At 49.4% G+C, this 22260-nt stretch carries 19 protein-coding genes; 14 read left to right on the top strand and 5 right to left on the bottom strand.

Annotation, left to right across the window (positions count from 1 at the left end; all coding sequences use genetic code 11):
- Nucleotides 1-2 precede the first annotated feature (2 nt).
- Nucleotides 3-1439, bottom strand: coding sequence for a lytic transglycosylase F (locus QNJ26_02320; protein ID MDJ0984352.1), 1437 nt, complete (start codon nt 1437-1439; stop codon nt 3-5).
- A 457-nt stretch (nt 1440-1896) separates the two neighbouring features.
- Between QNJ26_02320 and QNJ26_02325 the strand changes: the two genes are divergently transcribed.
- The 14 genes from QNJ26_02325 to QNJ26_02390 all read left to right on the top strand — a co-directional run bounded on the left by QNJ26_02325 (nt 1897) and on the right by QNJ26_02390 (nt 18211).
- Complete coding sequence (locus QNJ26_02325) at nt 1897-3501, top strand: cation:proton antiporter (GenBank protein ID MDJ0984353.1); 1605 nt, start codon at nt 1897-1899, stop codon at nt 3499-3501.
- A gap of 11 nt (nt 3502-3512) precedes the next feature.
- Entirely contained in the window at nt 3513-4001 is a 489-nt protein-coding gene (locus tag QNJ26_02330; protein MDJ0984354.1) for a DUF3124 domain-containing protein, read from the top strand.
- A gap of 134 nt (nt 4002-4135) precedes the next feature.
- The gene (locus tag QNJ26_02335; protein ID MDJ0984355.1) at nt 4136-5281 is read left to right on the top strand and encodes an efflux RND transporter periplasmic adaptor subunit; all 1146 of its coding nucleotides are present in this window, start codon (nt 4136-4138) and stop codon (nt 5279-5281) included.
- Between the two features lie 171 nt (nt 5282-5452).
- Nucleotides 5453-8548, top strand: a complete 3096-nt coding sequence (locus tag QNJ26_02340) for an efflux RND transporter permease subunit (GenBank protein ID MDJ0984356.1) — start codon at nt 5453-5455, stop codon at nt 8546-8548.
- A 258-nt stretch (nt 8549-8806) separates the two neighbouring features.
- Nucleotides 8807-10450, top strand: coding sequence for a TolC family protein (locus tag QNJ26_02345; GenBank protein ID MDJ0984357.1), 1644 nt, complete (start codon nt 8807-8809; stop codon nt 10448-10450).
- A 415-nt stretch (nt 10451-10865) separates the two neighbouring features.
- Nucleotides 10866-11366: a hypothetical protein gene (locus tag QNJ26_02350; protein MDJ0984358.1), complete on the top strand. Its 501-nt coding sequence runs from the start codon at nt 10866-10868 to the stop codon at nt 11364-11366.
- Nucleotides 11367-11459: 93 nt separating this feature from the next.
- Nucleotides 11460-11894 carry a hypothetical protein gene (locus tag QNJ26_02355; GenBank protein MDJ0984359.1) on the top strand — a complete coding sequence of 145 codons (435 nt, stop codon included), beginning with the start codon at nt 11460-11462 and terminating at the stop codon, nt 11892-11894.
- 153 nt (nt 11895-12047) lie between these two features.
- Nucleotides 12048-12596, top strand: a complete 549-nt coding sequence (locus QNJ26_02360; GenBank protein MDJ0984360.1) for a hypothetical protein — start codon at nt 12048-12050, stop codon at nt 12594-12596.
- Nucleotides 12597-12773: 177 nt separating this feature from the next.
- Nucleotides 12774-13139 carry an STAS domain-containing protein gene (locus tag QNJ26_02365; protein ID MDJ0984361.1) on the top strand — a complete coding sequence of 122 codons (366 nt, stop codon included), beginning with the start codon at nt 12774-12776 and terminating at the stop codon, nt 13137-13139.
- A 243-nt stretch (nt 13140-13382) separates the two neighbouring features.
- Nucleotides 13383-14528: an ABC transporter permease gene (locus QNJ26_02370; protein ID MDJ0984362.1), complete on the top strand. Its 1146-nt coding sequence runs from the start codon at nt 13383-13385 to the stop codon at nt 14526-14528.
- A gap of 420 nt (nt 14529-14948) precedes the next feature.
- Complete coding sequence (locus QNJ26_02375) at nt 14949-15719, top strand: ATP-binding cassette domain-containing protein (GenBank protein ID MDJ0984363.1); 771 nt, start codon at nt 14949-14951, stop codon at nt 15717-15719.
- A 173-nt stretch (nt 15720-15892) separates the two neighbouring features.
- Complete coding sequence (locus tag QNJ26_02380) at nt 15893-16906, top strand: MlaD family protein (protein ID MDJ0984364.1); 1014 nt, start codon at nt 15893-15895, stop codon at nt 16904-16906.
- Entirely contained in the window at nt 16906-17562 is a 657-nt protein-coding gene (locus QNJ26_02385) for a PqiC family protein (GenBank protein MDJ0984365.1), read from the top strand. Before QNJ26_02380 ends, QNJ26_02385 begins: the two co-directional genes overlap by 1 nt.
- A 250-nt stretch (nt 17563-17812) precedes the next feature.
- A complete protein-coding gene (locus QNJ26_02390; protein ID MDJ0984366.1) occupies nt 17813-18211 on the top strand; it encodes a hypothetical protein in 399 nt (132 codons plus the stop codon).
- Nucleotides 18212-18331: 120 nt separating this feature from the next.
- Here QNJ26_02390 and QNJ26_02395 read toward each other — a convergent pair whose 3' ends face one another.
- From QNJ26_02395 to QNJ26_02410, 4 genes are all read right to left on the bottom strand, one after another.
- Nucleotides 18332-19102, bottom strand: a complete 771-nt coding sequence (locus QNJ26_02395) for a MipA/OmpV family protein (GenBank protein MDJ0984367.1) — start codon at nt 19100-19102, stop codon at nt 18332-18334.
- Between the two features lie 251 nt (nt 19103-19353).
- Complete coding sequence (locus tag QNJ26_02400; GenBank protein ID MDJ0984368.1) at nt 19354-20352, bottom strand: PP2C family protein-serine/threonine phosphatase; 999 nt, start codon at nt 20350-20352, stop codon at nt 19354-19356.
- A gap of 1 nt (nt 20353) precedes the next feature.
- Entirely contained in the window at nt 20354-21217 is an 864-nt protein-coding gene (locus QNJ26_02405) for an MBL fold metallo-hydrolase (GenBank protein MDJ0984369.1), read from the bottom strand.
- Between the two features lie 255 nt (nt 21218-21472).
- The gene (locus QNJ26_02410; GenBank protein MDJ0984370.1) at nt 21473-22252 is read right to left on the bottom strand and encodes a MipA/OmpV family protein; all 780 of its coding nucleotides are present in this window, start codon (nt 22250-22252) and stop codon (nt 21473-21475) included.
- Nucleotides 22253-22260 lie beyond the last annotated feature (8 nt).

A 22260-nucleotide genomic window follows, 5' to 3' on the forward strand; every position in this document is an offset into this window, starting at 1 on the left:
GCTCAATTCGCCCGGATTTTCCCTTCTTTTTTTAAGCTGAATTCAATCACGAGAAAACGGTAAGCGATATAATATTTATAGATGTTGCTGACGTATTGCACCGTTTCCGCTCCGATTTGCCGGGCCGCAATAATTTCTACGTTGCGAAACCAGATGTTGGGATTGAATCCGATTTGCTGTGCCTGTTGCCGAAACTTTAAGATCCTTCCAGGACCGGCATTGTAACTCGCAAATGTAAAAAGCATCTTATTAAGCGCATCCATGGGTTGGTTTTTAAAATAGCGATCGTGGAGAAAACGAAGGTATTTAATCCCCGCATGGATGTTATGTTCCATGACTTCGATATTGCGTATATTGACATTGGCATCGGCGGCGGTGCCGGGTAGCAATTGCATGACACCCACCGCACCGGCCGGGCTGCGTTTAGTCTGGTCGATACCCGATTCCTGATAGGCCAAAGCAGCAATCAGCAACCAGTCAAAATTGTACTGCTGAGAATAGCGCTTAAAAAAATCGACCGCTTTTTTGAAGCGCTGAAACTCTTTTTCTGCCAGCGCATTGCGGACCCAGCGGGTGTTTTGCAAATAGCGTCGGTATAAAATATTACCCATTAGGGTGCCTTTTCGATGCGCCTTCATAAATTGATTGATAACTTCATTCAAGCGAGGGCTGTTTGGCCGCATGGCCCAGGCGATCTGTCCGCCGCTTCTGAGCTTGATGTCCGGATGCAGTTTCAGATCCCGAAAGATTTGCGCCCAGAATCGGGCCTTATGACTGTCGATCACAATCATCGGAATCAGTCCCGCATTCATCATTTCCAGAAGATCTTCATCTTCCAGGTATTCATCAGCCGGTACAATTTTGATGGGTGACTTGCCGGAGAGTTTAAAACGAGTGTTGAGCTGCAGCAGGCTTTCATAATAACTACTGGATTTTCTAACGTGGATTTCTTTGCCGGACAAATCATCGAGGGATTTAATCGTCGGTGAGTCTGGGCCGCTGATGACGATTTCATCCACGCCGGTCAGGTGGGGAGCAGAAAAATCAACTTTTTTTATACGTGCCGGGGTGATGGTCAGATTCCCGGCGGCGATATCACCGAGCCCCTCCGCCAGCGCCTGTAGCAGCCGGTCTCGTCGGGTGGGAATAACCACCACTTTTATTTTCAAGGCCTTACGCTGCAGCTGCAAATTCACAAAGGTTTCAAATTCTTTGAGAAGATCATATGTTAAACCGCGCTGGATGGCACCATCTAGAAAGTAAAAGGTCTTGCTGGGCGGGACCAGGGCCCTGATCAGATGTCTTTCAGTCATCCCATCGAAGTCACCCGTCCATTTTTCTGTGATGCCCAGATCAGATTCAATGGCGTTGACTTCGGCAGCATTGCTTATCAAAAATGTGAAACCGATAGATAGCAGAATGAAAGTCAGTTTTCGCATCTTATGGGCTCCTGCAAACAAAACTCAAAGCAGTCATTGGATCTATCTATGCGTTGATCTCCTCGCGGTGGAGAATTCCATCTTATGGCGATTATCCTATACACACTCCAATTTATGTCAAGCTTAGGAAGATGAAACCTATGTGTTTTTCCCATTTTATACTTGCTATTTCCAGTTAAATTTATATCTTAACACTAAAAATTATCTTTTAACCCATGACAGAAAAGATGCGCCGTACGATAACAAAGACGTTGTTCGGTAAAATTCAGTATAGCCAATCCACTATCGGCTTGCATCTGACTCTACGGGCCATTTTATTCTTCAGTTTGCTGTCAGCAACCCTATCCGCAGCAGTCGAAAATTTCTGCTGGATTAAGGTCGCCAATACAAACGCCTGTATTACAACTGCCGATTGGAAAATGGAACAGCCTTGAATTAACTTCAGGAGAGGAACAGTATGGATTCGCTTGCCATCATCATTGCATTTGCTCTGGGCTTTGCCGCCCGACAGGTCGGACTGCCCCCCCTGGTCGGCTATTTGGTGGCCGGTTTTGCGATTAAAGCCAGCGGTGCGGAAGGCGGGGCTATCATCGTCGAGCTGGCCGATGTGGGAATCCTGTTATTGCTATTCAGTATCGGATTGAAGCTGAAGCTGCGCAGCCTCATGCGCCCGGAGGTATGGGCCGGTGCCTCAATTCACATGCTCATAACCGTCATCGTCTTTGGTAGCGGCATGTTTATGCTTGCAACAGCCGGTTTATCCAAATTTGCCGCGCTGGATTTCAAGCTTAGCCTGTTGATTGCCTTTGCTCTAAGTTTTTCCAGCACCGTTTTTGCGGTCAAAATTCTTGAAGAAAAAGGCGAGATGACCTCCCTGCATGGACGGGTGGCCATTGGAATCCTAATCATGCAGGATATTCTGGCGGTTATCTTTATTACCGCATCCACCGGCAAACTGCCATCGCCCTGGGCCCTTCTGGTACCGGTTGTGCTGTATGCCGCCCGACCTTTTATATTTAAAATCATGGACCGCTGCGGTCACGGTGAGCTGGTTATTCTTTTCGGCCTTTTTCTGGCCCTGGTGGCAGGTGCCGACGGTTTCGAGATAGTGGGTCTGAAACCCGATCTGGGTGCGTTGATTTTGGGAATGCTGGTGGCCGGCCATTCCAAGGCGCCAGAGATGGCCAAGGCTCTTTTCAGTCTCAAGGAAGTGTTTCTGGTGGGCTTCTTTTTAAGCATTGGATTAAAAGGGTTACCCGATATCGAAGCCATTGGCATAGCGGCGCTGCTCGTTTTGGCAGCACCTTTTAAGGTCGCCCTTTTCTTCGTGCTCATGACCCGCTTTAATCTCCGAGCCCGCACCGCTCTGCTGGGATCATTCAGCCTAGCCACCTACAGCGAATTTGGCCTGATTGTCGCTGCCATTGGTGAAACCAGCGGCTGGATCAGCAGCGAATGGCTGGTGATCATCGCCATCGCCCTCTCGACAACCTTTGTGCTGGCATCACCGCTGAATGCAGCGGCCCTTGGCATTTATGGCCGCTTTGCCAATCGTTTAAAAACAGTTGAAACCAAAACCCGTCATCCGGATGATCAGCCCATTGATCCGGGTGATGCACAGGTCGCCATCTTTGGCATGGGCCGTGTGGGTACGGGTGCTTATGATTACCTGCGGGAACATTGCGGTGATGTGATCATTGGCTGCGATTCGGACCCTGCCATCGTTAAAAGACATCAGGAAGCAGGTCGGAATGTTGTTCTGGACGATCCCACCGATCTTGATTTCTGGGAAAGAAATATACCAATCGAAGATGAGAGAGAAGACAAAATCCAATTAGCAGTGCTGGCCATGCCCAAATTTAAGGCCAATATGCAAGCCGCCAAACTTATCACTAAGGCCGGATTTAAAGGCATTATCGCTGCCAGCGCCCGTTTTGACGATGAGGTCACAGCGTTAAAAGAAGCCGGAGTGCATGCCTTTAATTTTTTCGACGAAGCCGGCGCCGGCTTGGCTGAGACCGCTTACGAAGAACTGGAAGATCAAAGGAAAGCAGACACATAGGAGAATATGAAATGAAATCCAGTAAATTCTTGTACAATTGGTGTTTTATCTTAAGTGCCATTCTTCTGCTGGTCGGGCTGGTCAGCGGCGCCCATGCGGATTCCCACATCGCCTTATCCACCGGGCAAACCGTTTATGTGCCCATTTATTCCCATATTTACAGCGGATTGAAAGGGCGCCCATTCGGCCTGGCTGCCACACTGAGCATCCGCAACACCGATCCCAGGCATGCCATTACGCTGATGTCGGTCAAATACTTTGATTCGGACGGCAAGCTGGTCAAGGAATATCTGGACAAACCGTCTGAATTAAAGGTCATGGCAACCACCCGCTATATTTTGACTGAGAGCGATACCACCGGCGGCTCAGGAGCAAATTTTCTGATTAAATGGCAATCAAAGACCAAAGTCAATGCGCCGTTAATTGAAGCGGTGATGATCGGCACCCGCTCCGGCCAGGGAATTTCCTTCGTATCGCGCGGCCAGGTCATTCAAGAGTGAAGGAAGTCTTCACTTTTTTACGTGCAGCTGTTGACAAAGGTCCCTGATTTTTTGAATCACCTTTCTTGACAGCGCAACCCACACCAAATAGGATGACCTTTTAAAATCCAGATTGAATGGGAGAAAAAAACGAAATGCATAATTATTTTCGCAAACCCGTAATTTTGATGATATTTGGTTTGGCACTGCTGTTGGCCATCGCCGCCTGCCGCCAGGAGCCGCCACCGCAGCCGGAGCGCATCCGCGCCATCAAAACCATCACCGTTTCCGAACATGCGACCGGCAGGTTGCGAACATTTTCCGGTGTTGCTGAAGCCGCCGATCGCTCCAGCATCAGTTTTGAGGTTTCCGGCAACGTCCGGGAAGTAAACGTCGAAGTGGGGGACCGCATCACCAAAGGCCAGGTATTGGCTGTCCTGGATAAAAGGACCTACAGCTTAAATGTCAGGGCTGCTGAAGCCGAGCTGGGGCGCGCCAAAGTCCAGCTGGCCGACAAGCGCAACGACCTGGATCGCTTTCAGCGTATTAACAAACAGGACCCTGGAGCGGTCAGTCAGGCTGCCCTGGATAACTCTCAAGCTGCTGTAGATGGCGCTCGTAAACAGGTTCAGTTTACTCGATCCCAGCTCAAGCTGGCGCAAAGGGACCTGGAAAAGACCGTCCTGCGGGCGCCGTTTGACGGGGTGATCGCCACCCGCGATGTGGAACCCTTTTTTGAAGTTCGCCGGGGCCAGAAATTATTCGATATCTTTGAGAATACCGGCCTGGAGGTGGCGGTCAGTATACCGGAAGATGTCATTGAGGCTATCCAGATGGAACAGAAAGGCAGGATCCAATTTTCCGTCATTGCCGATCGCATCTATAACGGTCGCGTGACTGAAATCAGCAAGGTGGCTGGCACTGCCAACGCGTTTCCGATTAAACTCACCGTCGAGGACCCGGATCAACGCATTCGACCCGGAATGACCGCCCGGGTAACCTTGCAGCTTTCCGGCTATGATCAAAAAACCGCCTATCTGGTGCCTTTATCGGCCATTGCCCAACTGGGGGAAACCCTGAAGGGTTGGGTCTTTATTTACGACTCCCAGACATCGACCGTAAACAAATCACAGATCCAGGGCGACAGCGTTCGCGGCAATGATGCCGTTATCACCGAGGGGGTAAAGGCCGGCGACATTATTGCTGTGGCCGGTGTCAGTTTTCTGGAAGACGGGCAAGAGGTTAAGCTAATGGAACAGCAAGTCAAGAAAGAAGATTTTGAGCTTAAAACGGCTGAATAATTTAAATTGATCCGCGTTGCGAGTTGCGAGTCGCAGGTTTTGAGCGTGCGAAATGCTCTAATCCATTACTCCAACACTCCAGTAATTCATCACGCCAAATTGTTTGCAAAAATTGCAAGAGCAAGATTTACCATCATCATTTTTTTAAATTAAAAAATAAGGATTCCCCACATGTCGGCCATCACCAATTTTTCGTTAGGCACCCAACGACTGACAATGGTCATCATTTTTACCATCATCGTTGCCGGTCTGGGACAATTTTTCACCTTTCCGCGCTTAGAAGATCCGGCCATCGTCATCCGCGAGGTCGTGGTGACCGCCTTTTTCCCGGGTATGAAACCGGCCGATCTCGAAGAGCTCGTCACGCGCAAGCTCGAAGCCCAGATGCGCACCCTGCCCGAAATTGACGACATGTGGTCGGATTCCAAGCACGGCCGGGTCATTTTGCATGCTGAAACCCGCGACGAAGTTGACGACCTTGATTTTGTCTGGCAGCGGGTTCGCAACAAGATGGCGGATATCAAACCGCATTTGCCCGAAGGTACCATCGGCCCCTTTATCAATGACGAGTTCGGGCTGGTCTCGGTTGCCGATATTGCCCTGATATCGGATGGCTTCTCAATGGCCGAAATGCGGGTCGTGGCCCGGGATATCCGTGACCGCCTGTATGAAATCCGCGGCGTGCGCAAAATCGATCTCTATGGCGTCCACCAGGAGCAAATATTCCTGGATTTTTCGACCACCCGGCTTGCGCAGTTCGGCATTACCGGTGAAGAGGTGATCGACACCCTGGTCCGCCAGAATGTGGTCTTGCCGGGCGGATCCTTTGATGCCGCCCAGCAGGATATCATCGTCGAGCCCACCGGCAATTTTCGCAGCATCGAAGACATCAAAAATGTAGAAATCACCATAACCGACACCCAGCAGACCATCCAACTCAAGGACATCGTGTCGGTTTATCGCGGTTACGAAGACCCCCCCGACGACATGGTCTATTTCAACGGTAAGCGCACCATTGTCATCAGCGTCTCGATCACACCGGGGGTCAACGCGGTGGATTTCGGCCAGCGCCTGACCCGCAAACTGGACGATCTCGAATCGCGCCTGCCCATCGGCTACGTGCTGGATTACGCCACCTTTCAGCCCGATCTGGTTGAAACCGCCGTAGCCGGCGGACTTAACAACGTCTACCAGACTCTGGTCATCGTTCTGGTGGTGGTCATGCTGTTTTTAGGGGTGCGCACCGGATTGATTGTGGGCTCCTTTGTGCCCATGACCATGCTGCTGGGGCTGATCAGCATGCGTTTTTTCGACATCGAGCTCGAGCGGGTATCGATTGCATCATCGATTATTGCCCTGGGAATGCTCGTGGACAACGGGATTGTCATCGCCGAAGATGTCCGTTCCCGGCTTGAACGCGGTGAGGAAAGAAATGCGGCCTGTCGGGCCACCGGACAGACACTGTCCATTCCGCTGCTGACCTCATCGCTGACCACCATTTTTGCATTTTTACCGATGTTATTGATCGACGGTCAAACCGGCGAGTACGCCTTTTCGTTGCCGATGGTGGTCATTTTGCTGCTGTTATCCTCCTGGTTTTTGTCCATGTATATGACCCCGACCATGTGTTTCTGGTTTATGAAGGTCAAACCTTCGAAGAAAAAAGATGTGCAGTCGTCACAGGCGGCCGACATCTCAAACAATGAAGACGAAATGGCGGCCTATTCAGGCCGTTTTTACCAGATCTATCTTAAGATACTGGAAAAAATGCTGCACCTGCGGTTTATTGTGATCGTCGCTGCTGCCGGAGTCATTGTTTTGGGCGGTTTACTGGCGTCAATGCTGGTACGCGAGTTCTTCGGGCCCAGTGTGCGCAACCAGTTTCTGGTATATGTCGACCTGCCGGCCGGCTACCGGATCAATGGCACCGATACAGTGGTTCAGCAACTGACCGGCTGGCTGGCGGATAAAGAACAAAACCCGGAGATCACCAGCACAGTTGCCTACGTGGGCATGGGCGGACCGCGTTTTTTCCTGGTGCTCTCACCTCTGGACCCCGATCCCCACGTGGCATTTGTGATCGTCAACACCGAGTCCCCCGACCCGGTTCCGGAGCTAGTCGAGCGCGTGCGGCAGTATTTTAATGATCATATCCCCGAAGCCAATGGCCGCGTCAAACAAATGTGGATGGGTTCCGAAGAGCCCGGCTTTTTGGAGATTCGCATCTACGGTCAGGATCCGGCGTATATTTTTAAAAAAGGCAACCAGCTGGCCGCCCGCTTAAAAGAAATGCCGGGCAGCCTGGATGTGCGCAATACCTGGGAGAACAAAGTCCTCAAAGCCCATGTCATCGTTGACCAGGCCCGGGCCCGCCGCGCCGGTGTGACCTCTAAAGAAACCGCACTGTCTTTGCAGTCGCACATGGATGGTGTTAGGGTTACCGATTACCGTGAGCTGGATGTGGCCATTCCGGTCATTGCCCGCTCGGAGGCTGAAGAGCGTAAGGTCATGAGTGACCTCTGGAATGTCATGATCCGCTCACCCCGCGACGGCACCAGCATACCGCTGACCCAGATAGCAGACATCCGCGGCCAATGGGATTTTAGCCGCATCGCACGCCGTAACCAGGAGCGCTGTGTGACCATCGAGGCCAAGCATGAAATCCTCAAAGCACCCGAACTACTTGCCGCCACCATACCCTTTATCGAGGAGCTGGAATTAAACGATGACAGCTGGTGGGAAGTCGGCGGTGAGATCGAACAGCAGCAGGAGACCATGGAAAAGCTCACCCGCTGGATGCCGCATTGCTTTTTTGGTATTGTCGTCCTGCTGGTGTGGCAATTCAATTCGATTCGGCGTCCCTTGATCATTTTTATCACCATCCCGCTGGCGTTTGTGGGCGGCTTTATCGGGCTGCATGTCATGCGGGCGCCCTTTGATTTCTTTGGCATGCTAGGGCTGCTCAGCCTTGCCGGAGTGATTATGAACAATGGGATTGTGCTGATCGACAAAATCGATGCCGAAAGAGCTGAGGGCCGCGAACCTTATGATGCTGTAATCATGGCGGCCGTATCGCGTTTTCGTCCGATTATCATGACCACCATTACGACCATTCTCGGGGTGATGCCATTGATCATATCCCGGGATGCACTGTTTTATTCGCTGGCCATTATCCTGGCCTTCGGGCTGGCAGCCGGAACCGTGCTGACGCTGGCGGTGGCGCCGGTCCTTTATTCGGTGCTTTTCCGCGTTAAAGCACCAAGCTAAGTGCAACAGCGATTTACAAAATGCCGAAGCAATGAACCTCAGTGGAGAATAAAACGTCCAGAAACCCATATCATCTTGTCCTCAATGGGTTGTCGAAACGAATTAATGGGGTCAAACTCACCTAAATACCGGATTCTTATTTTGGCTTGCGCATCTGCCAAATCTGTGATTTATATTTTGAATCTTTCCAGAACATCATCATTTGCCGGAATTTCACTCCTCTGGCGGCAACTCAAACTTCACGATGAGGTCATTTCTATGTTATTGAAGTTGTTGTTTAAAATAGTTTTACCAGCTAAAAATGCGGCGACTGCACAACTGACCCTATGCGGTGCGCTGGCCGCCTTGCTGTGGCTGAACGGCTGCACCATGGTGGGGCCGGATTTTGTCAAACCCGAAGCGCCGGTGCAGTCCAATTGGATCGAATCGCGCCATCCCGAGCTAAAAACCGAACCTGCCGACTACAGGGAATGGTGGACGGTATTCCATGACCCCGTCCTCAATCGCTTGGTCGAGAGCGCCTACGAACAAAATCTGACCTTGCAGATTGCCGGTCTGCGCATATTTCAGACTCGGGCCCAACTGGGCGTCTTGATCGGCAATATCTATCCCCAAACGCAGCAGGGCCGAGGCGGAGCCGACTATAATCAAATTAGCGAAAATGCCCCCAATACGCTAAACAGCGATGATAGCTTCTGGCAGTACAATGCCGGTTTCGATGTGGCCTGGGAGCTGGATATCTGGGGAAAATTCCGACGCGCGATCGAATCCGGGGTGGCCAGTTTGGATGCATCCGTTGCGGATTATGATGATTTTCTGGTGACCTTAACTTCCGAGGTGGCCCGTGTATATGTTTTGCTGCGTACCTCTGAAGAACGACTGGAAATTGCCAGACAGAATGTGGCCATCCAGCAGCGCTCCCTGGAAATTGCCGAGATCCGCTTTCAAGCCGGTGCGGTTACCGAACTGGACGTGAGTCAGGCCAAATCACTATTGAGAAATACCGAGGCCTCTATTCCGCGATTTGAAGCCGATATTCGCCAGTTTAAAAACGCGCTGGCCATCTTGCTGGGTAAGCTTCCGGGAGAAATTGATTATATGCTCAGTGGTGCCAAGCGGATCCCCAGGGCACCCGAGCAGGTGGTGGCCGACATCCCGGCGAATTTGTTGCGCCGGCGACCTGACATTCAATTTGCTGAGTATCAAATCGCCACCCAGACCCCATTGATCGGCGTATCCAGAGCCGATCTGTTTCCGGCTTTTGAGCTGTTCGGCTCCTTTGGAGTGCTGACCAGCAGCTCCCGCAATACCCAATCCGGCGGTCAAAGCGGCAGTGGTTTTAGTGACATGTTTGAATCCGATAGCTTTGAATTCTTCGGTGGCCCGGCATTTCGTTGGAACCTCTTTAATTACGGCCGCATTACAAACCGCGTGCGGATTGAAGATGCCATTTTACAGCAGCTGATCGTCAACTATGAAGACACGGTCATCAGAGCCCATCAGGAAGTGGAAGATTCCCTGGTGGGTTTTTTGCGCAAACAGGAGGAAGCTGCCTTTTTGCTGGGCAGTGTCCAGGCTTCCCAGCGGTCGGTGGATCTCTCATTGCTGCAGTACAAAGAGGGGCTGGTCGATTACCAGCGCGTGCTGGACACCCAGCGCTTTTTGACAGACCAGCAGGATGTCTGGACCACCACCCGTGGTGATGTCATCTTGAACCTGATTGGCATGTATAAAGCCATGGGCGGCGGCTGGCAGATCCGTGAAGGTCAGCTGTTTGTTTCCAAGAATAATATGGATCAAATGCAGCAGCGCACCAACTGGGGCGATTTGCTTGAACCCGAAGCCGTGGTCACAACGGTCTCAGCAAAAGAGCGCCAGCAATGGCGCTGGCCTGATTGGTAGTCGATTGACAGGGGCATTCGCTAGAACGGACAAATCAGATTCATTGGAATCAAATCATTCGTCGAATTGGAAAGAATTCAGAGGGGGATTCAATTCATTGTTGACCGAGTGTCGCTTTAATTCCAGACCTGGCACCATATTTTTGCCTGAGGCATTGACCGCAATAAGCCCAAAAGAGGCTGATGATCCCCTTTAGTTTTTCATACCTAGTGTGTATCTTCTTGTATAAGTCTAAATAATGTTTAGTTTTCATGCTATCAGAAATCTCTAAGGCAGTGGTCCGCTACCTTAGTGTCTTCTATTTCTGAGCGAAACAGAATAGTTTGCAAAATCTTCTTATCTTCACCTCAATTTATATTTCAGATCTGTGCGCGCTGAGAGGAACACTCACATCTCAGCCGAAAGGAGCGATTAAATGAAACATTTGATTTCTTTTGCTGTACTGCTTTTTCTTTCAAGTGTTTTTACCGCCCCCATTTTGGCTCAGGATCCAATCGTATACCCTGCGCAGGGTCAGAGCCAGGATCAAATGGAACAAGATAAATTCGAATGTTATCGCTGGGCCCGGGATCAAACCGGTTTTGATCCCATGCGAACACCCACGGCCACATCAGCGCGACCCGCTAAAGAAGATGAAGTATGGGGAGCGGGCAAAACAGGCGTAGCCGGTGCGGCGGGGGGCGCTATTATCGGTGGCATTGCCGGCGGTGGAAAAGGTGCCGGCAGAGGTGCCCTCATTGGTGGCGCCGGCGGGGCGTTAATTGGCGGCATGCGGCGATCGAGTCAGCGGGATCGTGAAGATAAAAGACGCGAGCAATGGGAACGGGAGCAGGCCAATAACTACGCGCGTGCCCGTAATGAATACAACCGGGCCTTTGCGGCTTGCATGTCAGGACGCGGGTATACCGTCAAATAAGAAATGTTGAATACGTTCCCCCGCTCAAGCGACGCATGCTGATCTTGCCAAGCTGATTGTGAAGCCCCGGGGAACGTAAACAAGGAGATGACCATGAATACATTGAAAATATGCAGCCTAACCTTCATATCCGTGTGGCTGATGTCCGTATCGACAATGGCCGGCAATTTTGACGGTTCCAAAGAGCTCATCTGTTCGGCGATGGATATTGTTGAGTGTGAACCCGGTGGAAAATGCTTTGAAGTAACCGCCGAACAGGTCGGTATCCCCCACTTCTTTAAAATTAACTTCAAAAACAAAAAAATCAGCGCCACGCATGCGGATGGAACCAAAAAGAACACCGCTATTAAGAATTTTGAAAAGATCGACGGCAAAGTCATTATTCAGGGCGCTGAAGACGGGATCAAAGATGTCAGGGATGGCGTCGGGTGGAGCGCGGCCATCGCTGAAGACACCGGCAAAATGGTCATCACCGCATCCGGTGATGACGTGGGGTTTGTGATATTCGGTGCCTGTACGGTACCGTAAATAGATTAGATCCAATTCATCCGGGCATTGCAAACATTACAAAAAGTGGATTTTTTTGTCCATTCAGTTGAAACACAGTCTTTTGTCTGCTAAGTACAGTGTAACGCCCTTTAAAAATTAAACAATCCACTTTTGCCCGTAAGGAAAATGTAAATGACCCAGGAATTTGATCCCCGCAAGAGCTATCTGGCAGTTAAAGCCCATGAAAAAATGATCGCCTACGTCGGCTTTAAAGTTGAAAGCGGGCAAGGCGATTCTAATCAAGAAGGGGTTATCAAAATATCGTCATTTCAGCGCCCCTATGGCGGCGGTTATTATACACTGACATTTATCGTGGATACCAACGATGACAAACTGAAAGAAGCGTTAAAGACACGCTTTGACCAGCTCACAGAGGCCTCTTTTAAGGGCTTTCTGGGAGAAAATATGCAGAAAATTGTCAAGGTCTCCTTAGATTCTTTGGAGAAGATACCGGAATGGTATGTCGAAGAGGTCAGCGTGCATTTGAATAAAATGGATGAACGCGTAACCGTTTTGATCGAAGACAAGTTTATTCCGGCGTTGACCGCCAGCCTGTCATTTACTTTTGATCCAGTGCAGTGGTGGCCGGCTGATAAACAGGTTAAAGCGCCTGAAGAAGCATCCTGGATCGAACAGCTGCCTTTGAAAGGGTTGTTCAAAAAGTGGTTTAAGGGGAGCTGAAAATAATATTTGAATTGTCTATGTTGCACCAGGGTTTAATATATTCAAAGTCAAATGCCTTCGGGAGTAATGGAGTATTGGAGATGGGCATTCGATATAATCGATAAATCGATTTGATCTACTTGAGACAACACTCCATTACTCCAGCACTCCAACATTCCAATGAAAGGAGTCTACATGTCGCTTAAAGTCAATTCAGGCGAGACCCGGCCCGGTGTTTTCACCATATCTCCAATTGGATCCCTCGATGGCAATACGTATAAAATTTTAGAAAGCACCGTCGATGCGGCCTTAAAAGAAATGCCGGATGTCATTATTTTCGATCTGGAATTTTTGGAATACATTAACAGCATGGGTGTGCGGGTCTTACTGAAGACCAAAAAAGAGCTTGAAAAGAACAACGGCAAGATCATGTTTGCCCATTTACAACCTCAGATCAGAAAGGTTTTTGATATCTTAAACGCCTTGCCGACGTTGAAGGTGTTTGCCAGTGTTGAGGAATTGGATCAGTATCTGGATACCATGCAAAAGGCAGCACGCTAGAACTGATTTCAAAACCCTCATCTCTTGCACGATGGCTGTGTTGCAAGCCGCTAAGAAATGCTCACGTACTCACGTGTACGCTCCGCTTTCTGAGCGACTCGCGCCTTGCCCTCGCACAAGATCTAATGGTTTTGAATTCAGTTCTTGTAATTACAAAAAAACAATTAATATTTAATGTTTGATATCAGTACCACATTCTGAAACGAACAACTCTACCCATTCACTTTCTGAGCTATGGAAGCGGTGACTGAAAAGAAGAGCGAAATCTGCGAGCTGAGTTTTGATAAGCCGGCGGAGAATACGTTGCTGGTGAAGCTGAACGGCAACTGGACCATCGATCAACAACTGCCGTCAGCAAAAGATGTAGGCCAGCAGGTTAAATCGGATCCGGCGATCAAACAAATTGCATTTGATACCGCAGCGCTCTCGGACTGGGACAGTGGGTTGCTGTCTTTTCTCACCAAAATCATCACTGAAAGTTCAGCTAAAAACATCACTGTAGACCAGGGAGGCCTTTCTGAAGGCATCCAAAAATTGCTTAAACTGGCCTTTGCGGTACCAGAAAGGGAGGGCGCACGCAAAGAAGCAGTACGTGAGCCAATATTGCAAAGAATTGGCGAATCCGCCGTTGCAGTCGGCCAGGAGGCTATCGATACGCTTACCTTTATTGGCGACACCTTTGTGTCCTTTTTAAAGTTTTTAGTCGGCAAAGCCCGCTTTCAGCGTTCGGATCTGATGCTGACAATTCAACAAGCAGGCGCAGAGGCATTGCCCATTGTTACCCTGATCAGTGTTCTGGTGGGTCTGATCCTGGCGTTTATTGGGGCCGTTCAACTGGCGTTGTTCGGCGCCCAGATTTTCGTGGCCGACCTGGTGGCTATCGCCATGACGCGTGTCATGGGTGCGGTCATGGTGGGGGTCATTATGGCCGGGCGCACCGGAGCGGCCTTTGCAGCCCAGATCGGGACCATGCAGGTCAATGAAGAAATCGATGCCCTCCAGACCCTGGGGATCTCTCCTATGGAATTTCTGGTCATACCCCGTATGCTGGCGTTGATTCTGATGATGCCGCTTTTATGTGTGTATGCGGACTTGATGGGCATCCTGGGCGGATTTATTGTCGGGGTCGGCATGCTTGACATCACTGTCAGACAATACATCAACCAAACTATCAACGCCATGAATCTATACCATTTTTTCATCGGTATTTTTCATGCGTTCGTTTTTGGAATCCTGATTGCGCTGGCCGGATGCCTGCGGGGGATTCAGTGCGGTCGCAGTGCTGCGGCTGTTGGAGATGCCACCACATCGGCGGTGGTCACCAGTATAGTGGCCATCGTTGTGGCCACCGCGATTATAACCGTGGGGTGTAATATTATAGGCATATAGTACCTGAATCTTGCATGAAAATTAATGCGAGCTGATAGCGCATGTAATAAGCAACTCGGTAAGTTAATTGTAAACGTATAATAAAATACCTGTTTGATATAGTGGATGAAAATCATTTTATCGCATTAATTTTCACCCGATGGGCAAGTCGGAGGCTTCCATCTGCTACGTTATTAAGGCCGAAGCATAGTTGACTATAGCTTCGCCCTTAAATGCCTTGCATATGAAACCCTCCGACTTGTGCAAGATCCAGGTCATATGTTTGGTATTTTGTGTTTCGTGTTTAGTGTTTGGTGTATTAAGGTTTCAGTGTTCAGGTGTCAGGTGTCAGCCCGAGCCATCCTGACACCTGAAACCTGACACCTGACACCAAGACTTTCTTGACATCGGAAAATTGAAAGCTGAAAACTATAGAATTAAATGATGACCAATAATGAAGAACATAAAGAACCCCACATCATCATCGATGATTTAACGATGGCTTACGGCAGCTTTGTGGTACAGCGGGATCTGAACTTTACCATTTATCGTGGTGATGTTTTTATCATTATGGGGGGCAGCGGCTGCGGCAAGAGCACCCTGATGCGCCATATGGTGGGGTTGAAATCTCCGGCCAAGGGCAAGGTTCTTTATGACGACATCAGTTTCTGGGATACCGATCCGGAGCAACGCGGGCAAATAATGAAAAATCTCGGTATTCTGTATCAGAGCGGTGCTCTGTGGAGCTCGATGACCCTGGCGGAAAACATTACCCTGCCGTTAGGTGAATATACGGATTTGAGCCCCAAACAGATGCGTGAAATTGCATCCCTCAAGCTGGCTCTGGTGGGCCTGGCCGGCTTTGAGGATTATTATCCTTCGGAAATCAGCGGCGGAATGCGCAAGCGCGCCGGGCTGGCGCGCGCCATGGCACTGGATCCGGACATCCTTTTTTTTGATGAGCCTTCAGCCGGATTGGACCCCATCAGTGCCAGCTTATTGGATGATTTGATTTTAGAGCTGCGGGATAGCCTGGGCGCCACCATTATCGTGGTAACCCATGAACTGGCCAGTATTTTTGCCATTGGGAACAACTCCGTGTACCTGGATCCGAATAAAAAAACCATGACTGCTGCCGGTGATCCCAACAAGCTGCTGCAAGAAACCGAGGACCCGGAGCTGCGCAGATTTTTGACACGAGGAGAAGAATAATAAAAGCCGGAGTGATGGAGCTGAAACGTTACGCGTTACGTGTTGCGGGTTACGAGTTAAAACTTGAAAGAGCAATTTACAAGACAATACGCGTATATGAAAAACGCAACGATATGCCGAATCCAATACTCCATTACTCCAATACTCTATTACTCCAATAAAGGTATATTGACATGAGCAAACCGGCAAATAAAACATTAATTGGGGCTTTTGTCGTGGGAGCTATAGCATTGATCGCATCGGCGATTGTGCTTTTCGGCTCCGGCAGGTTTTTCCGAGACATTTCTATTAACGTGGCTTTCTTTGAAGGCTCGGTCAAGGGGCTCAATGTGGGATCGCCGGTAACGTTCAGGGGGGTTCAGGTCGGCCAGGTGACCGAAATCATCGCCGGATTCGATCCGATTGGTCTCGAGGTGTATATACCGGTCATCTTTGAAATCGATGACAGAAAGTTCCTGTATCTCGGTGAGTCTGAGGCTGGATTTGAATCATATGATGAAGAAGCATTCGCTAAGGCGCTCATCGAAAGAGGTTTTAGAGCCCAGCTGCAATTGCAGAGTCTGGTCACCGGTCAACTGTCGATCAATCTCGACTTTTTACCGAACACACCCGTCCGATTGGTCGGCATCCACGCATTCAAAGACGAGTTAGACATCGAGCCCTGGTGGGAAATTCCGACGATACCGTCGCCGTTGCAACGACTCGAGGCATCACTTGAAAAAATTTCATTCGAGGATTTGGTGGATGATATCAGAAAAGCGATGGACGGTATTGCCACACTGGCCACTTCGCCCGACCTGCATGCCAGCATCGGTGAATTAAAACAAACGCTGATTGCGGTCAAAGAGCTGGCGCGCCATGTCGACGCCAAGGTAGACCCCTTGACCACTAGTCTTGATCAAACTCTGGTAGACGTCAGGGCTGGCATCGGCGATGCCCGCCAGCTGATGGCAACCGACATCAAAGACGCTTTAAAATCAGCAAGAACTGCCCTGGATAATGCCAATAAAACCTTAGCCAGCGTTGAAAACCTGGCAGATGAAGGCACTCAACTGCGCCACGAAATATCCGCAGCGTTGATAGAAGTTTCGGCGGCCGCTCGCTCTGTGCGTGTTTTGGCCGATTTCATCGAACAACACCCGGATGCGGTGCTTCGCGGAAGGGTTACCCGGACGGGAGGAAACTAATGCATCGTAAAAATTTTAGACTTGCTACTGCAGCCTTACTTGCTCTCGCATTGGTTATCAGCGGCTGCCTGGGTGGTCCCAGTCCAACGCCCGCCACTCGCTTTTATGTTCTCAATTCCTTCCACAGCGAGGAAAACCCAAATCCTCCGGAGCCGATTGCGGTTTTTGGAGATGAGGTTACCAGCCCCGGCCTCGGTGTCGGCCCCATAAAGCTGTCACAGGTGTTGGATCGCCCCCAGATCATCCTGCGCACAAGCCACAATGAAATCCAGGTAGCCGATTTGGATCGCTGGGCAGCACCGCTAAATGAATTAATAACCAATGTTCTGGTGGACAATTTTTCGGCCTTGCTTTCCACCGGATCGATTCTTAAATTTCCCTGGAAGACCACCCTTCCGATTGACTATCAAATCATCTTGGAAATCACACGCTTTGATGGTATGCCGGGAGGTAATGTTGATCTTAGGGCTCGCTGGGGTATTTTAGGCAATAATGGACAAGATGTGTATTCGAATAGTAAAACCGTCTTAACTGAACCCATCGGTAGTGACACTATCGCTGATATGGTTTCCGCCCTGAGCCGCCTGATCGGCAAACTTAGTTTTGAAATTGCTACAGAAATCAAAAGGCTTGAAGAAACTGGGGCGCGGCAATAAAAACTTGATTTTGGACTTTGGATTTTAGATCTTAGGTTTGCCTGCCCGCCCCGCCTTGTCTGCATAGCGAGGCGGGATGTTGGATTTTGGAACAAGGCGAGCTTATTCGAATTTGATTTTGAAAATTGGGATTTGGGTGAATCCATTTCAGATTCGATAAATGCCCTGGGAAACTCAGCTTAAAGCGGTACGACCATAAGCTGAATTTTTCAGGGTAAACATTTTGAGTTGCGGATTTGAAGAGGCGAACATGAAACGATTTGTGGTCTTGATCTTGATAGCTATTCTGCTGACGTCATGCACCAGCGGCAAAACCGAATTTTTCCCTCGCCAGACGTATTCTGAGGATACGGCTGAAGTAACGGTCATTCGGCAAAGACGGATGATTGGGCTCGGTTTTTCAATGAAGGTTCTTTTCAATGATGATGTCATTGCTCGCTTAAAAGCCAACCAGTATGTCACTTTTTATGTCAATCCCGGTGTGCATACGATCGGCATACCCAACTCGCAACTGACCGTAGCGTTGGAGCGCGGGCGAAAACATTTTTTTGCCATCGAAACCGATTCATCCCAGTTTGGCTTTGAAATCGAACGCATCAGTGAGCCCAAAGCTGTAAAGTGGATGGAAACGGCCAGATCAATCAAATAAAAAGCGGGGCTTTGATAGTATCAAAACCCCGCTTTTTTAGTTTAAGCTGATATTAAAGTTGTTTTCGCGCCCAAATCCCGACCAATTTGCAGCCACGGCACGGGTCAGACATCATACCGACTAAAAATTATAGATGACCAGAACACCGGTAAACAATTGGGTTTCAGAGCCTTCATCCACCACCGGGCTGTCGTCATCGGCATCACCCACCAGTTGCTTGATTTGAAGCAGACCGCGCAGGTCCCAGTTCTGGGCAAAACCCCAGTTGACGCCCAAATCGATACCCACATCTTTCATGCCCCCATCGGCGTCGTAGGTATCCAGCCCGCTACGATTCGAATCGCGCACATCAACACCAAAATAGGTGCTCATGTAATCATCGCTGGCATAAGTGGCAAAACCGCCGATGGTCAGCGCCCATTCGCTGTTGATGATCCAGTTGTAACCACCTTTGAGGGTGCCGTAAGACCCATCATGGGCATCGCCAATATCGGCCAACCACTCTAAAAACACATACCAGTTCTGCCACTCGATACCACCAAACAACCCCAGTTCATTGGCATCGCTAACCGTTTTGAAATCGTCCACCTGGTTGTTTTCGACATCGGATCGCTGTGCACGGTAGTTGTAAACCGGCCCCAGACGCCAGAAATCGCTGGGAATCAGATTGGCCCTTAAATTCAAGCCCAGCAATTCAACATACATGCCGTTGTCAAATCGGGCTGAACCGGCCGGGATTGGCACAAATTCATAATCTTCCGAGCCCTCGTAATCGGGTGCGATACCGATACCACCACCGATGGAAAAATCAGCAGCCTGGGCTGCGGGGATCACCAGAAACAGCGCCAGCAGCGCACCCAGCAATCCCAAAAAAAATTTCCGAATTTTCATCTGTTCTCCTCCTTTACTCGCAGTCACAAGTCGATGGTTACCAATTTTTTCCACTAATTCAGGAATCATTCTCATTAACAAATTATCCTTTCTCATATATAACTACACCGAGAAAATCAACTAAAAGATGAGGCCGACATCAAAAATTAACAAATTTTAATAGGGAAAAAGACAATAACGCCTGGGAAAAGCAGTGCTTACGGATAGGCTTGCTGAACAGGCTGTGAACGGATAATCGTATCGCGGCTTGTCTATTTGAACTCCAGCCCGAGCAGGGTAATATCATCCTGCGGTTTGGTGTGGTTGCCGAAATTCAATAATGATTGAATGGATTGTTCGATCATTCTATTGATCGATTGATCCCGCAAGGCTAGCAGTGTTTCACAGAAATGCTCGGTGCCGAAAAATTCACCATCCGGATGCTGATATTCGATGATGCCGTCAGTATAGACAAAAAGCCGATCACCGGGCCGAAGCTGCTGGTGTCCCTCCTCAAATCTTTCGGCTTGACCGCTTAACAGGTGAAACTCTCCCATGCCGATGGCCGGGCCGCCCTTTTGCAATAGTTCAAGATGTCCATCCCGGCGCATCAAAATCGAGTGCGGATGCCCGGCATTGCTATAGGTCAAATCTCCGGTTTCGGAGTTGATAATCATATAGGTAATCGTAAAAAAATTATTAAAGCGCTCGAATGGAAACTCGTCATCAAGGGCCGTCAGGACTTCAGCCGGAGTTTGGATGTGAACGCTGGCTGCTGAATGTCCATGCTCGGGATTTAGCAGATGCCCGGAGTTGGGCTGCAGAAACTGCGCAACCGAAACGGTGATCATCGCTGCCTGAACACCGTGACCGCTGACATCGAGCATGTACAGCGCCCAGTGGTCATTGTCCAGCTGAATCATATTAAATATATCGCCGCCGGTGTGCTCGCAGGGCTCAAATTTCCAGGCAATCGAAAGGTTTGCGGTTGAATCGATTCGGTGGGGCAAAAGGCTTTTCTGAATCTCAGCTGCAGCCGCAAGGTCGGCATCCAGTCGCTTCTGATTGTCTAACAGCTCCTGATTCAGCTGCTTGAGCTTTTTTTCAGAGGCCGAATATTTTAAAACCAGCTCCTGCAGGAGTTGATTGTTGATTCCTGTGTCTTTTAGAGATGCCCAGTATTCCAGTACCTGTTTGATCAAAGGCCCATTGTCAGGATTCTGCAGATCTAAATGCTCGATTTGATCTCTTAACAGATCGTCCAATTTCATTTTATGTCAACCGATCCCTCAATTTGTCAAAATCAAAAGCATAATCGTCATCAACCAAACCGTCTATACCGACATCTTTTAAATCTATCAACTGCTCAAACACATAGCGCATTACCTCCCGATCACGGATAATACTGCCATGCTGGGGCGCAATCATCCTGAAAGGCACCTCTAAAAGTTGTTCAAGGGCATATTTCAACGCTTTGGCAGATGGCATTACGGTTTTATGAAAATTGAGAATATCCTTAATCGGGCAGACGGTCCTTTTTGCGGGGCAATTTGAAAGATTTACACAGTCCATACACTCCGGTCGCAATTGTAAAAACAGCTCCCACTCAAGTCCCAAACTGCCAAACAGGTCGCTGCTGAATAGGATTTTGCTTTGGGGGTCGAAGGTGACAAAGCTGCCGCCGGAATGTGAATAGGGCGTCTTGATAAACTGCAGGGTTCGACCGGATGAAAAGGCATATTGGTGATGAATCTGACTGATCGGCAGCAGACGGTTCGATACTGCGTAATGGCGAATAAACATCAGATTGGCCGAATCGGATATAATTTTGAGATCATCGCGTTTGATGATGTCCTCAAAATTGGGAATACTGCCGCACAAATCCGGATCGTAATGCTGGTAGAGGAGGCCTGAGATTTGGCCGGGCGCAATGCCGGTTTGCAAAATTTTCATCATCACCGTAGCAAAGTCCGGGCGACTGCCGCCGTCAATTACTAAAGCCTCATCATGATCGACGATCAAATAGGGATTGCAATGCAAACCCGCGGGCTCATCGTAATAACCAACCCAGAAAACACCTTCTGCGATTTCCACTGATCGTTCGAGGTCGATGCTATCTTTTTCATGCTGTAACATAGATAATGAGTCTCCGATTGAATTATTCGGTCTTCTGGGACTGACTTAAAAGATCCCTCATACATCACATGTAATTTATTAATCTTCGTATTCAAGGGCAATTTGTCAAGGATGACGGCAACCGATATGTGGCATCCAATAACAATGGGGCTTCTGCAAAACAGAAGCCCCACATGTTAAAACAGCACAAATAGGAGCAGCCATTGTCAATCAGGTGCTGCTGCCCATGGTTTTATGTCACCGAAAGCGCGAGGTTTAAAATGTGTAAACCACTAAGACCCCTAAAAAAAACTGATGCTGTGAGCCTTCGTCGGTTACCGGGCTGCTTTCATCGGCATCGCCGACCAGCAGGTTATAGCTTCCGAGCAACCGCCCACCCCAGTTTTCATTAAACTGGCACAAAATGCCCAAATCAAAGCCGACATCTTTAATCCCTGAATCCGCATCATACTGGCTCAGTCCGCTACGCGCCGAATCGGCAGAGTCAACCCCGAAGTAGGTGCTCATGTAATCATCGTCGGCATAGGTGGTGGAAAGCCCGAACGATAAGGTCCAGCTATTGCTGGCCTTCCAGTTGTAACCGCCGCGCAGGGTGCCCAGCCATCCTTCGTGGGCATCACCGATGTCCGCTAGATACTCAACGAAAACAAACCAGTTGTTGTAATCAAATCCCCCAAAGCCACCGATTTCATTGGCATCGCTGACGTTTGACAAACGGTCTACGGCATTGCTGTCCACACTGCTGCGTGAGGGGCGATAATTGTACATGGGACCCAAGCGCCAGATCTGGCTGGGAATCAGATTGGCTTTAGCATTTAGGCCTTGTATGGTCGCAAACATGCCATTGTCGAAGGCAACCTCGGCAAAGGGGATCGGTACAAAATCGTAGTCGTCCGAGCCTTCATAGTCCGGTGCCACACCGGCACCGGCGCCGATGGAGATATCTGCTGCCGAAGCAACAGATGCCACAGCAGCCACCATCAAAAATGTGGTTAGCCCGGCCAAAAACCTCATGATCATACGTTGATGTTTCATCACATTTC

The sequence above is a fragment of the Desulfobacterales bacterium genome (assembly GCA_030066985.1).
Lineage (GTDB): Bacteria > Desulfobacterota > Desulfobacteria > Desulfobacterales > JAHEIW01 > JAHEIW01.